Origin of the sequence: Qipengyuania oceanensis (assembly GCF_009827535.1) — a bacterium.
Taxonomy (GTDB): domain Bacteria; phylum Pseudomonadota; class Alphaproteobacteria; order Sphingomonadales; family Sphingomonadaceae; genus Qipengyuania_C; species Qipengyuania_C oceanensis.
The window spans coordinates 817,935-831,829 of record NZ_WTYN01000001.1; the positions used below are offsets into that span (position 1 = coordinate 817,935).

The 13,895-nt window shown below is 65.1% G+C and carries 14 protein-coding genes and 1 other RNA gene; 12 read left to right on the top strand and 3 right to left on the bottom strand.

What is annotated here, in order from left to right; genetic code table 11:
* The first annotated feature begins 110 nt into the window (after positions 1-110).
* From GRI48_RS04070 to rsmA, 3 genes are read left to right on the top strand one after another with little or no spacing between them, the layout of a single operon-like run.
* Positions 111-1,451, top strand: a complete 1,341-nt coding sequence (locus GRI48_RS04070; protein ID WP_160671782.1) for a peptidylprolyl isomerase — start codon at positions 111-113, stop codon at positions 1,449-1,451.
* On the top strand, positions 1,448-2,476 hold the full coding sequence (gene pdxA, locus GRI48_RS04075; RefSeq protein WP_202389181.1) for a 4-hydroxythreonine-4-phosphate dehydrogenase PdxA: 1,029 nt from the start codon (positions 1,448-1,450) through the stop codon (positions 2,474-2,476). Before GRI48_RS04070 ends, pdxA begins: the two co-directional genes overlap by 4 nt.
* Positions 2,469-3,293 carry a 16S rRNA (adenine(1518)-N(6)/adenine(1519)-N(6))-dimethyltransferase RsmA gene (gene rsmA, locus GRI48_RS04080; protein ID WP_160671784.1) on the top strand — a complete coding sequence of 275 codons (825 nt, stop codon included), beginning with the start codon at positions 2,469-2,471 and terminating at the stop codon, positions 3,291-3,293. Before pdxA ends, rsmA begins: the two co-directional genes overlap by 8 nt.
* Here the strand turns inward: rsmA and GRI48_RS04085 are convergent.
* Complete coding sequence (locus tag GRI48_RS04085; RefSeq protein WP_160671786.1) at positions 3,290-5,386, bottom strand: malate synthase G; 2,097 nt, start codon at positions 5,384-5,386, stop codon at positions 3,290-3,292. The two genes, rsmA and GRI48_RS04085, sit on opposite strands and share 4 nt — an antisense overlap.
* 179 nt (positions 5,387-5,565) lie before the next feature.
* On the opposite strand from GRI48_RS04085, the gene GRI48_RS04090 reads away from it, so the two are divergent.
* From GRI48_RS04090 to GRI48_RS04105, 4 genes are all read left to right on the top strand, one after another.
* Positions 5,566-6,777, top strand: coding sequence for a hydrolase (locus tag GRI48_RS04090; protein ID WP_160671788.1), 1,212 nt, complete (start codon positions 5,566-5,568; stop codon positions 6,775-6,777).
* Positions 6,774-7,790 carry an arginine N-succinyltransferase gene (locus tag GRI48_RS04095; RefSeq protein WP_160671790.1) on the top strand — a complete coding sequence of 339 codons (1,017 nt, stop codon included), beginning with the start codon at positions 6,774-6,776 and terminating at the stop codon, positions 7,788-7,790. Before GRI48_RS04090 ends, GRI48_RS04095 begins: the two co-directional genes overlap by 4 nt.
* The gene (locus tag GRI48_RS04100; protein WP_160671792.1) at positions 7,787-9,040 is read left to right on the top strand and encodes an N-succinylarginine dihydrolase; all 1,254 of its coding nucleotides are present in this window, start codon (positions 7,787-7,789) and stop codon (positions 9,038-9,040) included. Before GRI48_RS04095 ends, GRI48_RS04100 begins: the two co-directional genes overlap by 4 nt.
* 64 nt (positions 9,041-9,104) lie before the next feature.
* Positions 9,105-9,359: a hypothetical protein gene (locus tag GRI48_RS04105; protein WP_160671794.1), complete on the top strand. Its 255-nt coding sequence runs from the start codon at positions 9,105-9,107 to the stop codon at positions 9,357-9,359.
* 87 nt (positions 9,360-9,446) lie between these two features.
* Here the strand turns inward: GRI48_RS04105 and ssrA are convergent.
* Together ssrA and mscL are read right to left on the bottom strand one after the other, a co-directional pair.
* Positions 9,447-9,789: a transfer-messenger RNA gene (gene ssrA / locus GRI48_RS04110) on the bottom strand.
* Positions 9,790-9,795: 6 nt separating this feature from the next.
* Positions 9,796-10,305, bottom strand: a complete 510-nt coding sequence (gene mscL / locus GRI48_RS04115) for a large conductance mechanosensitive channel protein MscL (RefSeq protein WP_160671797.1) — start codon at positions 10,303-10,305, stop codon at positions 9,796-9,798.
* A gap of 150 nt (positions 10,306-10,455) precedes the next feature.
* On the opposite strand from mscL, the gene GRI48_RS04120 reads away from it, so the two are divergent.
* The 5 genes from GRI48_RS04120 (at position 10,456) to GRI48_RS04140 (ending at position 13,876) form a co-directional block, all read left to right on the top strand.
* Positions 10,456-11,058 carry a LemA family protein gene (locus GRI48_RS04120; RefSeq protein WP_160671800.1) on the top strand — a complete coding sequence of 201 codons (603 nt, stop codon included), beginning with the start codon at positions 10,456-10,458 and terminating at the stop codon, positions 11,056-11,058.
* A gap of 8 nt (positions 11,059-11,066) precedes the next feature.
* Complete coding sequence (locus GRI48_RS04125) at positions 11,067-11,867, top strand: TPM domain-containing protein (RefSeq protein WP_160671803.1); 801 nt, start codon at positions 11,067-11,069, stop codon at positions 11,865-11,867.
* A 1-nt stretch (position 11,868) separates the two neighbouring features.
* Positions 11,869-12,546: a TPM domain-containing protein gene (locus GRI48_RS04130; RefSeq protein WP_160671806.1), complete on the top strand. Its 678-nt coding sequence runs from the start codon at positions 11,869-11,871 to the stop codon at positions 12,544-12,546.
* 119 nt (positions 12,547-12,665) lie between these two features.
* Entirely contained in the window at positions 12,666-13,091 is a 426-nt protein-coding gene (locus GRI48_RS04135; RefSeq protein WP_337190764.1) for an NUDIX hydrolase, read from the top strand.
* A gap of 2 nt (positions 13,092-13,093) precedes the next feature.
* Positions 13,094-13,876 (top strand): SDR family oxidoreductase, encoded by a 783-nt coding sequence (locus GRI48_RS04140; RefSeq protein ID WP_160671809.1) that lies wholly within the window; start codon positions 13,094-13,096, stop codon positions 13,874-13,876.
* Positions 13,877-13,895: the final 19 nt, after the last annotated feature.

A 13,895-nucleotide genomic window follows, 5' to 3' on the forward strand; every position in this document is an offset into this window, starting at 1 on the left:
AGGGCAGATGCGCTATCGGCCCCGCTAACTCAGCTAGCGTTCAGCCGCTTCGCGGCAATCGCAGCGACTTACAGGGCCCAGATGACCGGGCTTGCAGACGGACAACCAGAGTGAAGAACACGCGTCTTTCGAAATTGCTTTCGGGTCTTGCCGCAGCGAGCCTTGCGATCGTGCCGAGCGTGGCACAGGCGCAGGCATCGCCCGCAGCTGGCGGCATCGATCTGCCGGCGAACATCAACCTGCTGCGCGATAACGACCCCAATTTGCGCACCGCCACGGCGGTCGTGAACGGCCAGGTCATTACCCGCACCGACGTCGAACAGCGGATGGCGCTGATCACCAGCGCATCGGATACGCAGTTCGGCGACGAGGAATTGCAGCGGCTGCGTACGCAGGTGCTGCGCAACCTCATCGACGAAACCCTGCAGGTCCAGGAAGCGGCCGCACAGGAAATCGTCATCGACCCGGCCGAGGTCGACCAGACCTATGCCCGTGTCGCAGCGCAGAACTTTGGCCAGAATGTCGACGCGATGGACGAATATCTCGTCTCCATCGGCTCCTCGCCGAGCTCGCTCAAGCGCCAGATCCAGGGCGAACTCGCCTGGCAGCGCCTGCTGCGGCGCAATATCCAGCCTTTCATCAGCGTGTCCGAAGAAGAGGTCAACGAGCTGCTCGAACGGCTCGAAGCCTCGCGCGGGACCGACGAGTATCGCCTGGGCGAAATCTTCCTGTCTGCCACCAGCGAGAGCGAAAAGGCGGCCTTCGAGAACGCACAGCGGATCGTAGAACAGCTTCGCCAGGGCGGCAGCTTCGTCGGCTATGCGCGGCAGTTCTCCGAAGCCTCGACTGCGGCAGTCGGCGGCGACCTGGGCTGGATCCGTCTCGCCCAGTTGCCGAGCGAACTGGCGACCGTCGCACGCGAAATGCAGGTCGGCCAGCTGGTCGGCCCCGTGCAGATCCCGGGCGGCTTCTCGATCCTGTACCTGATCGACAAACGCCAGGTGCTGATGGCTGATCCGCGCGACGCCCTGCTGAGCCTCAAGCAGATCTCGATCGCGTTCGAACCGGGAATCAGCGAAGCGGCTGCGACCGCCAAGGTCGAAACCTTTGCCAACATGGTCCAGACCATTCGGGGTTGTGGCGATGCCGAACGGGCTGCCGGCGAAATCGGTGCGACGGTAGTTTCCAACGATCAGATCGCCGTCCGCTCGCTGCCCGAACAGCTGCAGAGCGTGATGTTGCAATTGCAGGTCGGCCAGACCACTCCGCCCTTCGGCAGTGTCGAGGACGGTGTGCGCGTGCTGATGCTGTGCGGACGCGACGATCCGCAGGCCACTGCAGGTCCGACTTTCGACGACCTCATGGCGCAGCTGGAAGACGAGCGAATCAACAAGCGCGCCCAGCGATACCTGCGCGACCTGCGCAACGACGCTGTCATCGAATATAATTGAGCACGGTGCCCGATGCCCAGACCGGACGGCCGCTCGCCTGTTCGATCGGTGATCCGGCAGGCGTCGGTCCGGAGCTGATCTGCAAGGCCTGGACGCGGCGCGAGGCAGAAGGCCTGCCGCCGTTCTTCGTCGTCGGTGGCGCAGGCCTGCTCGCGCAGGCAGCGTCCGGCCGCGGCCTGGACGTCCCGATCGAGGTCATCGACGATGCCGCCGACGCCGCCTCGGTGTTCGGCGAAGCGCTGCCGGTGCTGGGTTCCGGCGATATCGACTACAGCCCTGCCGAGCCGAGCCGCGGTGGCGCGAAGCTGGCGCTCGATTCGCTCGAAAGCGCGACTGGGCTCGTCATGCTCGGTGAGGCAAGCGGCCTCGTCACCGGCCCGGTATCCAAGGGCCTGCTGGCAACGGTCGGCTTCGAGCATCCCGGCCAGACCGAGTTCCTGGCGCACGCATGCGGCATCGCCGCGGACGAAGCGGTGATGATGCTGGCCGGACCCAATCTCCGGACCGTACCGATCACCGTCCACTGCGCGCTGGCAGAGGTCGCGGCCATGCTCAGCATCCGGCTCATCGGACGCAAGGCGATGATCGTCGCAGAAGCGCTGGCACGGGATTTCGGGATCGAACGGCCGCGCCTCGCGATCAGCGGGCTGAACCCGCATGCGGGCGAGGACGGCAAGTTCGGCGACGAGGAGGCGCGCATCATTGTGCCTGCGATCGAGGCGCTGCGTGCCGCCGGGATCGAAGCGAGCGGGCCGCATCCCGCTGATGCCATGTTCACCCCTCGCGCCCGGGCGGGGTATGACGTGGCCATCTGCATGTATCACGACCAGGCTCTCGTCCCTCTGAAAGCGCTCGATTTCGACGCGGGCGTGAACGTCACCCTCGGCCTGCCGATCGTGCGCACCAGCGCCGATCACGGCACCGCCTTCGATATCGCAGGCAAGGGCATTGCCGATGCAGGGGCGACGATCGCCGCGATCCGCATGGCGGGCGAGATGGCTGCCCGGCGTGCCATGCATGGCTGATCTCCCGCCGCTGAGGGAAGTGATCGCCCGCCACGGGCTGTCCGCCAGCAAGGCGCTGGGCCAGAACTTCCTGTTCGACGAACAACTGCTCGACAGGATCGCCGCAATACCCGGCGATCTCGACGGCAAGCGCGTGCTCGAGATCGGCCCCGGCCCCGGTGGCCTCACCCGCGCGCTGCTGCGCGCCGGAGCGCAAGTGACCGCAATCGAGATGGACACCCGCTGCCTGCCGGCGCTGTCGGAATTGTCCTACGCCTTCCCGGAGCGTCTCCAGGTGATCGAAGGCGATGCGATGAAGCTCGATCACGATGCGATCATGGGCAGCGCGCCTTACGCCGTCGTCGCAAATTTGCCGTACAATGTCGGCACGGCACTGTTCGTGCGCTGGCTCGGCGGAGAAGCCTGGCCGCCGCAGTGGACCTCGCTGACGCTCATGTTCCAGCAGGAAGTCGCCCAGCGCATCGTCGCGCAAGCCGGCGGCTCGGCCTATGGCAGGCTGGCGGTGCTGGCCCAGTGGCGCAGCCGTGCAAAGCTCGCGATGAAGGTTCACCGCAGCGCTTTCACCCCGCCGCCCAAGGTGATGAGCGCGATCGTCCACGTCGAGCCGCGAGAAATGCCGGACGGTGTCTCTGCCAGGGTGCTCGAGCGCGTGACAGAGGCCGCCTTCGGCCAACGCCGCAAGATGCTGCGCCAGAGCCTCAAGCCCGTCACCGGCGCGCTCGACGCGCTGGCTGCGCTCGGCATCGACGAGACGCGCCGTGCCGAAACGCTCTCGGTCGAAGAATTCGTCGCGGTCGCCCGCGAACTGAGCGCCTAGCCCGCCTTCTTGACCTGCCGGTAGTGGTGCAGCAGCGGCTCGGTGTAGCCCGATGGCTGCTCCACCCCCTTGAACACCAGATCCTTCGCAGCCTTGAAAGCCACGCCGTCCTCGTTGCCGGACAACGGCTCGTAGAACGGATCGCCCGCGTTCTGCTCGTCGACCTTGGCAGCCATCCGGCGCAGCGAATCCATCACCTGTTCTTCGGTGCAGATGCCATGGAGCAGCCAGTTGGCCATGTGCTGGCTGGAAATCCGCAGCGTCGCGCGGTCTTCCATCAGCCCGACATCGTTGATGTCCGGCACCTTGGAGCAGCCCACGCCCTGGTCGATCCAGCGAACGACATAGCCGAGGAGGCCCTGGGCATTGTTGTCGAGCTCTTCGCGCACCTCTTCTTCGGACCAGTTCACGCCGTCGGCCAAAGGTATCGTGAGCAGTGCATCGACGCCGGGCACCTCGCCCAGCCCCTTCTGGACAGCGAACACGTCCTTCTGATGGTAATGCAGCGCGTGGAGCGTCGCGGCGGTCGGCGAAGGGACCCAGGCGGTGTTGGCGCCCGCATCGAGGTGACCGATCTTCTCGATCATCATCTGCCCCATCAGGTCGGGCGCGGGCCACATGCCCTTGCCGATCTGTGCGCGGCCCGACAGGCCATGTCGCAGCCCGATGCCGACATTGCGTTTCTCGTAGGCGGGCAGCCATTCGCTCGACTTCATCTGCGCCTTGCGGACCATCGGGCCAGCCTGCATCGAGGTGTGGATCTCATCGCCGGTGCGGTCGAGGAAGCCGGTGTTGATGAATACGATGCGATCCTTCACCGCGTGGATGCAGGCGCCGAGATTGGCGCTGGTACGCCTCTCCTCGTCCATGACACCGACCTTCATCGTGTGGCGCGGCAGGTCCATCAGGTCCTCGACCCGGTCGAACAGCTCGTTGGTGAAGGCGCATTCTTCCGGCCCGTGCATCTTGGGCTTGACGATGTAGATGCTGCCGCAGCGCGAGTTGCCGTACTTGCCCAGCCCACGCACGTCCTGCGCGCCGATCGCGCCGGTGATGACGGCATCCATGATGCCTTCGGGTATCTCGCTCCCGTCGGGAAGCAGGATCGCCGGATTGGTCATCAGGTGGCCGACGTTGCGCACGAACATCAGGCTGCGGCCAGGAAGGCTGTGCTCGTCACCTTCGTCGGTGGTGTAGCGCTTGTCGCCGTTCAGCGAGCGGGTCATCGTCGATCCGCCCTTCTCGAAGCTTTCCTCGAGATCGCCGCGGATGATCCCCAGCCAGTTCGAATAGCCGACCAGCTTGTCCTCTGCATCCACTGCCGCGACCGAGTCTTCCAGGTCGGCGATGGTCGTGAGCGCGGCTTCGAGCACGATGTCCGCGATGCTGGCCTTGTCGGTCTTGCCGACCTGGCTCCCGGGATCGAAGACAACCTCGATGTGCAAGCCATTGGACTTGAAGAGAAGGCCGCGCTCCGTCTTGCCGACGTACTGGCTCTCGTCCTTCAGCTTGCCATCGTGCGAACCCTCGATATCGGCCCAGCTGCCACTGGCCAGCGGCAGCGTCTCGTCGAGAAACTGCCGACCGCGGGCGATCACCGCCGCGCCGCGTTCCTCATCGTAGCCGCCCGGTCGTGCCGCCGGAGCATCGAGCGCGTCGGTGCCGTAGAGCGCGTCGTAGAGGCTGCCCCAGCGGGCATTCGCGGCATTCAGCAGGAAGCGCGCATTCAGGATCGGCACGACCAGTTGCGGCCCCGCCATGGTCGCGATTTCCGGGTCGACGTTCTGAGTCCCGATCGTGAAGTCACCCGGCTCCGGCACGAGATAGCCGATGTCCTGCAGGAAGGCCTTGTACTCGGCCATGTCGATCGGCTTGCCGCGACGGTCCTTGTGCCAGGCATCGATCCGGGCCTGCAACTCGTCACGCTTTTCGAGGAGCGCGCGATTCTTCGGGGTTAGTTCCGCAGCCAGCGCGGCAAAACCCGTCCAGAACATTTGCGGTTCGACGCCGAGCGGGCCGAGCACCTGCTCGTCAACGAAACGGGCCAGCGCGCTGTCCACGTCGAGGCCGGACTTGTCGGTTCTGTCGCTCATCAATTCCTCGCTGATAGGTTCCGCGATGCGCATAGGGCATGCGGTCCGGGTTGCCATGTGGTTTTCCGGGGAGGAACGGGGAGCGCCTATGGCCAATCGTCGGGCGGATTGCAACCGGCAGCGGAAGGTCGCTGCGGCGGGGTTGGACTGGCGCAGCCGCGCGGCTAAGGCACATGCCGATGCAACATCTCGAACCCTCGCAGAAGTCCCTGATCGATCCGATCGACGGCGATACCATGCTTGCCCAGACGCGCGAATGGGCCGCGATCAATACCGGCACGGCAAATCTCGCCGGGCTCGCGCGGCAGGCGGCGGCGCTGGCGGACGCGTTCTCCGCGCTGCCCGGCGAGATCGAGCTGGTCGAACCCGCACCGGTCACGGTGGTCGATGCCGAAGGCCGTGAAGTCGAGAAAGGCCATGGTCGCCACATGGTCCTGCGGGTGCGTCCCGAAGCCGACCGGCGGCTGCTGTTCACCGGGCACATGGACACTGTATTTCCGAAGGACCACCCGTTCCAGGAACAGGAATGGCTCGAAGACGGCGTGCTCAACGGCCCGGGCCTGGCCGACATGAAAGGCGGCCTCAACGTCATCCTCCATGCGCTCATCGCATTCGAGACCTCGCCCGACGCCGCAAGGATCGGCTACGACGTGATGGTCAATTCCGACGAGGAAACGGGATCGCTCTCGAGCGCGGGGCTGATCGCGGAACTGGCACGCGGCAAGTACGCGGCACTGACTTACGAGCCGTCCGCCCTGCCCGACGGAACGCTCGCCCATGCGCGCGGCGGCAGTGGCAATTATTCGCTCACGATCACCGGCCAGTCGGCCCACGCGGGCCGCAACCCGGACGATGGCCGCAACGCGATAGTTGCCGCGGCGGACCTCGCGGTGCGCCTGAAGGCGATGCACGGCCCGCAACTGTCGGTGAACCCGGCGAAGATCGATGGCGGCGCGGCCAACAACGTCGTCCCCGATCTTGCCATCCTGCGCTTCAACATCCGCCCCAAGGCGGTCGAGGCGGCGGAGCAATTCGCGCGCGATCTGAAGGCACTGGTCGCCGAAATCGAGAAATCGCACGAAGTATCGATCCACACGCATGGCGGGGTCACCCGCCCGCCCAAGCCGGTCGACGAGCGCGCGCAGAAGCTGTTCGATCTGGTCAGGGACTGCGGCGCCGCGCTCGGCCAGAAGATCGGCTGGCAATCGACCGGCGGCGTTTGCGACGGCAACAATATCGCGGCTTGCGGTGTGCCGGTGGTCGACACGATGGGCGTGCGCGGAGGATCGATCCACTCGCCCCAGGAATTCCTCATCACCGCCTCGCTGGCGGAACGGGCCGCACTGAGCGCGCTCGTCCTGCAGCGGCTGGCATCGGGAGAACATCTTTGAGTTTCGTGATCCGCGCCGCGCGCGCGAAAGACCTCGAGCCGCTGTACGAAATGGCCAAGCTGACCGGGGGCGGCTTCACCAACCTGCCCGCCGATCGCAATGCGCTGTCGGGCAAGCTCCAGCGGGCGGAAAACGCCTTTGATAACGATGCCGACGAACTCGCCGACGAACAATTCGTGCTGGTGCTCGAGAATGTGGAGAACAAGGCGGTGCGCGGCACCTGCCAGCTGATGACGCAGGTCGGCCAGCAGTGGCCTTTCTATTCCTATCGCATGACGACGCTGACCCAGCACAGCCAGGAGCTCGACCGGACGGTACGCGCCGAACTGCTCAGCCTGGTCACCGATCTGGAAGGCTGTTCGGAAGTGGGCGGGCTTTTCCTCCACCCCAACGAGCGCGCCGGCGGGCTCGGCCTGCTGCTCGCGCGTAGCCGTTACCTGTTCATCGCGATGCACCGCAAGCGGTTCGCGGAGCGGGTGCTGGCGGAGCTTCGCGGGATCATCGACGAGCGCGGTGGATCGCCTTTCTGGGACGGCGTCGCCGGGCGCTTCTTCGGAATGAACTTCCAGGAAGCCGATTACTTCAATGCGATCAACGGCAACCAGTTCATCGCCGACCTGATGCCCAAGCACCCCGTTTACATCGCCATGCTCGACGACGATGCGCGCGAGGTGATCGGCGTGCCCCACCCGACAGGGCGCGCGGCGATGCGGATGCTCGAGAACGAGGGATTCGCCTTCGAAGGCTACGTCGACATCTTCGATGGCGGCCCGACCATGATCGCCAAGACCGACCAGGTGAAAAGCGTCGCCGAAGCGGCTGAGCGACAAGTCTCCGCAGTCGACCTCGGCGAAGGAGAGCGGGCACTGCTGGCGACCGGCAAGCTGGCCGACTTCCGCTGCTGCTACGGCGCACGCTCGATCGGCGAGGACGGCACGATCGCGATCGACGCGCATAGCGCCGATATTCTCCACGTGAGCCCAGGCGATACGGTGTGGAGCGTGGTACGTTGAGCACGCTGGTCGAAATCAACTTCGACGGGATCGTCGGCCCGTCGCACAACTATGCCGGGCTCAGCCTCGGCAATCTCGCCGCCACCAGCCATGCGGGCGATACTTCCTACCCGCGCGCCGCCGCGCTGCAGGGAATCGCCAAAATGCGCTCCAACATGGCGCTCGGCCTCGCGCAGGGTTTTCTGCTGCCGCTGCCGCGCCCCAATCATGTGCTGCTCGATCGGCTTGCCGTCGACGAGAATGCCGACCGTGCGCTGCTCGCCGCCGCGTGGTCGGCCAGCAGCATGTGGACCGCCAATGCCGCCACGGTCAGTCCCGCGCCCGACACGGCCGACGGGCGCTGCCACCTGACCCCAGCCAATCTGGTGACGATGCTGCACCGGGGACAGGAATGGCGCGACACGCAAGCGCAGCTGAAGATCGCGTTCGGCGACGATCGGCACTTCGCGGTCCACGAGGCCGTGCCCGACAGCTTCGGCGACGAAGGGGCGGCAAACCACATGCGCTTCTGCACCAGCCACGAGGAGCCTGGCGTCGAAGTCTTCGTCTATGGCCGTCCGGGCGGGCGTTTCCCCGCGCGCCAGCATGAACAGGCCAGCCGCGCGGTGGCTCGCCTCCACGGCCTCGCGCCGGATCGGTCGGTCTTCATCGAACAGAACCCGGTCGCGATCGAAGCCGGGGCATTCCACAACGATGTCGTCTCCGTGGCGAACGGGCGCGTGCTGTTCACGCACGAACAGGCCTTTGCCGAGCGCGAAACAGCCTACGACGCGATTCGAGCAGCTTTTCCGCAGCTCGAGGTTGTCGAGGTTCCAGCCGATGCGGTGAGCCTCGAAGAAGCGATCGCGACCTATCTTTTCAACGCCCAGCTCCTCACCCTGCCGTCGGGCGAGATGGCGCTGGTTGTCCCGACCGAATGCCAGGAAAGCGCCGCGGTCTGGAGCTGGCTCGAACACATGCTCGCGGGCAACGGCCCGATCCGCCAGGTCATCCCGGTCGACGTGAAACAGTCGATGGCGAACGGCGGCGGCCCCGCCTGCTTGCGGCTTCGCGTAGTGGCGGATCCCGCCACGGTCGACCGGCGCTTCCTGCTGGACGATGCCAAGGCGACGCTGATCGAGAAGGTCGTGGCAGAGCACTGGCCCGAAACCATCGCGACCGCACAGCTCGGTTCCCCGGAACTGGAGGCGCGTGTCGTTTCGGCACGACGCGCGCTTCTCGACGCGCTCGACTTGCAGGAACTCGGTTAACGCGCTTGCCACCATCTATCGCAGGCGTAAGGTAACCTCTTGTTAACCACCGACGAGAGGTTTCATGCTCGCCAAGGTCAAGCGGCTGTTCACGATCAAGACGCGGTTCGAAGCGTATCTGATCATATACGCGCTGGCGCTGGGCGCGATGACCCGCGGCGCGCACTACACGGTCCAGTATCCCGGCTGGGGCGGCTGGATCCTGTTCGCAGCGACTGCCGGCGCGGTATTCCTCGGCGGCGCGAAGATCCTCGACGCCATCCGCTACGAACAGGCTGCAAACAAGGTGGTGGAAGCTGAGGCCATCGTCGAAAGCTGAGTGCCGCTTCGCAGCAAATTCCGCCTGATAGTAAATTGGCGCTGAGCGAAGGTGGGGGTTTCTGTTGCTAGCTACCCCCGGAGCCCCGGAATCCGCTTCTGTTGCCCGGTGGGTCCAACCGCGCTTTAGCTTTGTAAGATCAGGCCGTTAGGCCGTCAGGTTACGCAGCGATTGCGAGTGCTTCGTTATCGTTGGCACTTGTGTGTTTTGAGCCTTGAACGGGTTACTCAGCCCGGGCGAAAACAGTGTCTTTCAACACACGTCGATCCTGGTTCGGCCCCTTCACAAATGGCGGAAAACCGCCCTTTGTGGTGGAGCCGCCGGGTACTGCCCCCGGGTCCGCTGTGCCTATTGCACACCGCAATTTATCGCCATAGCCCGCCGAAGCGAGCAGACCCTATATAGGCGCGCTCGCGTTAATGTGAAGTGTATCCGCTCACCCCATCGGACCCTTCTCGGGCGCGTAGTCCGGCTTCGCACCGTCGCCGTGGCGCAATTCGGCCAGAATCTTCTTGAGCACGTCGAGCTGCGGATCGGTCGGCACCTCGTCGCTCTGCGAGCTGTCTTCCGTTTCCATCTGCTTTTTCTGCATTTCTTCGGTCACCTTGTTCACGCTGCGCACGAGCATGAAGAGAGCGAAGGCGACGATCAGGAAATTGATGACCGCGGTGATCAGCGCGCCGTAGCCGATCATGGCGACGCCGGCTTCCTTGAGTTGCTCGTAATTGTCGAGTGCCCCCTCGTACCCTTCGGGCACGTCACCCAGGCGGATGAACCAGTTGGAGAAATCGATCTCGCCGAAGATCCAGCCGATGACCGGCATGATGATCGCCTCGGTCAGCTGGGTCACGATCCCGCTGAACGCCGCCCCGATGACGACGCCGACCGCGAGGTCCACGACATTGCCGCGCGCGATGAATTTCTTGAACTCGGTCCCCAGGCTCATGGGCCACTCCCTGTCGGTGAATTGTCCGATCGCTTTGTGTCATTTGACATTCGGATTGCAAGCCCTCGATCCTTCTTGAAGCGCGGCGCAGGTGTGCTAACAAGGTAACACGCAGTCGGCTCGAGGCCGGCCCAAAGGGAGCACAATCGCATGAACTTCACTGCCATCCGCCGCTATGCGCTGGTCGCCATGGCCTCGTTCGGCCTCGCGGCCTGCGGGATCAACTCCGTCCCCGCCGCGGAAGAAAACGCCAAGGCGAAGTGGGCCGATGTCGAGGCGCAGTTCCAGCGCCGCGCCAACCTCATCCCGAACCTGGTCGAAGTGACCAAGGGCGCCGGCGAGAACGAGCGCGCGATCCTGACCGAAGTCACGAATGCACGCGCCCGGGCGACCGGCATCAACATCCAGGGCGACGATCTGAGCGATCCCGAGAAAATGGCGGAATTCCAGGCGGCGCAGAACCAGCTCGGCCAGGGTCTCGGCCGCCTGCTGGCGAGCTTCGAAGCCTATCCGCAAATCCAGTCGAACCAGAACTACCTCGCGCTGCAGAGCCAGCTCGAAGGGACCGAAAACCGCATTGCCGTGTCGATCCGCGACTACAACGAGGCGGTGCGCCAGTATAACACCACCATCCGCACCTTCCCCGACACGATCGGCGCGAACATCATCCACGGTGCAGAGCCGATGGTGCCCTACAAGGCCACCACCGAAGGGGCCGAGGTCGCACCGACCATCGACATGACCGCCAACTGAGCGGTTCGATGCGCCGCCTCGCCCTCCTGTTCGCCCTCGTGGCGGGGCTTCTCGCCCTGCCCGCATGGGCGCAACCGAGCTTTCCCGAGCTGACCGGTCGCGTGGTCGACAACGCCGACCTGCTCTCGCCGGAGGAAGAGGCGCAGCTGACAGCGCAGCTCGAAGGGCTGGAAACCCGCACCCAGCGCCAGCTCGTCGTCGCGACCATCCCCGATCTCGAAGGCTACGACATCGCGGACTACGGCTACCAGCTGGGCCGGGCGTGGGGCATCGGCGATGCCGAGCGCAACGACGGTGCGCTGCTGATCGTCGCGCCGAACGATCGCAAGGTGCGCGTCGAAATCGGCTACGGGCTGGAAGGCGTAATGACCGATGCGCTTTCCTCGGTGATTATTCAGCAGGACATCCTCCCGCGCTTCCGCGACGGCGACATGGCTGGCGGGATCATCGCAGGGACCGATGCGCTGGTGCGCCAGCTCGAACTGCCCGAAGACGAGGCGCGGGCGGTGGTCCAGCAGGCCAGCGAGAGCCAGTCCGACGGCGGCTTTCCCATCGGGGCGATCATCTGGATCGCCTTCGTGTTCTTCTTTTTCGTGCTGCCCATGCTGAGGGGCGGCAAGCGCTATCGCCGCAGGGGTGTTGGCGGCGCGGTCGGCGACATCATCCTGTGGGAAGCCGGCAAGGCCATTGCCCGCGGCGCGAGCGGCGGGGGTGGCGGAGGCTGGGGCGGCGGCGGCTTCGGTGGCGGCGGGGGCTTCTCCGGCGGTGGCGGCAGTTTCGGAGGCGGCGGCGCCTCCGGGGGGTGGTGACATGGGGAAGTATCTGAGCGCGGAAGCGCATGACACGGTGACCGCTGCGGTCGCGGAAGCCGAACTCCATACTTCCGGCGAGATCGTGACTGTCCTCGCCGACCGGTCGGACGGTTACACTGACATCGCCCTGTGGTGGGCGATCGCCGCTGCCTTCACCGCGATGAGCCTGCTGGCGGCCCTGCCCGATGTTTTCCTGCCCGAGCTTGCCTGGCTGTGGGGCGGCTGGGTACCCGAATGGACGCTCGGCGAATTCGCGGCGCTGATCATCGGCTTCGGGCTGATGAAATTCGTCGGCGTGCTGCTGTTCCAGCTGTGGCAACCGCTCAAGTTCTGGCTCGTCCCGCCGCCGGTAAAGACCGCGCGGGTACACGACCGCGCCGTCGCGCATTTCAGGGTCGGAGCCGAACGCCGGACCCACGGGCGCACGGGCGTGCTGCTCTATCTCTCGATGCGCGAACACCGCGCCGAGATCGTTGCCGACGAACCGATCGCGGCCCTGGTTCCCGCCGAGGTCTGGGGAGAGGCGATGGCCGACATGCTGGTCGAGATCAAACAGGGCCGGATTGCGGAAGGCCTCGCCGCCGGGATCCGCGATGTGGGCGCGGTGCTGTCCGAACATTTCCCCCGGTCGGAGGACGACCAGAACGAACTGCCCGACCGGCTGATCGAGGTCTGACCCTGTCCGTCCCCGATCACGACGCGGACGAGCAGATCGTCTGGCAAGGAGATTTCGTCACCGCGAAGAAGCGCGGGCGCTGGGAATATGTCTCGCGCAGCAGGGGAATCAAGGCGGCGGTGATCCTCGCGGTCGAAGACGGTCACGTGCTTCTGGTCGAACAGTATCGCGTGCCGCTGGGTCGCAACTGCCTTGAACTGCCTGCCGGCCTGATCGGCGACCACGACGAGAGCGAGAAGGACGATCCGCTGTCCGCGGCCGGACGCGAGCTCGAGGAAGAGACCGGCTATCGCGCCGCGCGGCTCAAGGATTGCGGCACCTATTTTTCCTCGCCCGGAATGCTCGGCGAGAGTTTCACGCTCGTTCGTGCAAGCGGACTGACCAGGGTCGGTGATGGCGGCGGCGTGCATGGCGAGAACATCACCGTGCATCGCATCCCTGTTTCGGGCCTCGGCGAATTCTGCCGCAGCAAGCGCGAGGAAGGTTGCGGGATCGACGTGCGCCTGCTCATACTGCTGGCAAACGAGATTCTAGCGGGAGAGTAGAGATGGCAGGTCGGGTAGCGGGCAAGCTCGCATTGGTCACGGGCGCGGCGCAGGGTCTGGGTGCGGCGCATTGCATGACGCTCGCGCGGGAAGGCGCGAGAGTTCTGTGTACCGATATCAACGGCGAAGGTGCGGCCGCGACGGCTGCGGCGATCAACGACGCGCATGGCGCGGATACCGCCTTTTCGATGCAGCACGACGTCACCAGTCCCGAACAATGGGACGAGGCGATCGAGATGGCGGCAGACAAGCTCGGCGGCCTGTCGGTACTCGTCAACAACGCCGGGGTCGGCGTTCGCGGCAATATCGAGACCTGCACGCTGGAGGAATGGCGCAAGGGCTTCGCGATCAATGTCGATTCGGTGTTTCTTGGCTGCCAGAAGGCCTTGCCACTGATGAAGGACAACCAGCCCGGGTCGATCATCAACATCAGCTCGATCGCCGGTCTGATCGCCAGCGATACCATGCCGGGCTACAATGCCAGCAAGGCGGCGGTGTGGATGCTGTCGAAATCGGTCGCCCTCTATTGCGGCAAGATGGGATGGAACATCCGCTGCAATTCGGTCCACCCGACGTTCGTCGATACACCGATCCTGGACGGGATCACGCGGAATTCTGGACATCCCAAGGACGTGGTGATGGGCAAGCTGGCGCGGCAGATTCCGCTCAAGCGGGTCGGCGTGCCGCAGGAAATCGCCGACGGGGTGCTGTTCCTCGCCAGCGACGAGAGCAGCTTCATGACCGGAGCCGAGCTCAAGCTCGACGGCGGCATCTCGGCCATGTGAGAATGGTGAGGAGGAGGTC

Bases quoted from the DNA above. Each gene is read 5' to 3' on its own strand.
- rsmA (WP_160671784.1), top strand. From the start codon at position 2,469: ATGGCTGATCTCCCGCCGCTGAGGGAAGTGATCGCCCGCCACGGGCTG.
- GRI48_RS04085 (WP_160671786.1), bottom strand. From the start codon at position 5,386: ATGAGCGACAGAACCGACAAGTCCGGCCTCGACGTGGACAGCGCGCTG.
- GRI48_RS04090 (WP_160671788.1), top strand. From the start codon at position 5,566: ATGCAACATCTCGAACCCTCGCAGAAGTCCCTGATCGATCCGATCGAC.
- GRI48_RS04105 (WP_160671794.1), top strand. From the start codon at position 9,105: ATGCTCGCCAAGGTCAAGCGGCTGTTCACGATCAAGACGCGGTTCGAA.
- mscL (WP_160671797.1), bottom strand. From the start codon at position 10,305: ATGAGCCTGGGGACCGAGTTCAAGAAATTCATCGCGCGCGGCAATGTC.
- GRI48_RS04120 (WP_160671800.1), top strand. From the start codon at position 10,456: ATGAACTTCACTGCCATCCGCCGCTATGCGCTGGTCGCCATGGCCTCG.
- GRI48_RS04125 (WP_160671803.1), top strand. From the start codon at position 11,067: ATGCGCCGCCTCGCCCTCCTGTTCGCCCTCGTGGCGGGGCTTCTCGCC.
- GRI48_RS04130 (WP_160671806.1), top strand. From the start codon at position 11,869: ATGGGGAAGTATCTGAGCGCGGAAGCGCATGACACGGTGACCGCTGCG.
- GRI48_RS04140 (WP_160671809.1), top strand. From the start codon at position 13,094: ATGGCAGGTCGGGTAGCGGGCAAGCTCGCATTGGTCACGGGCGCGGCG.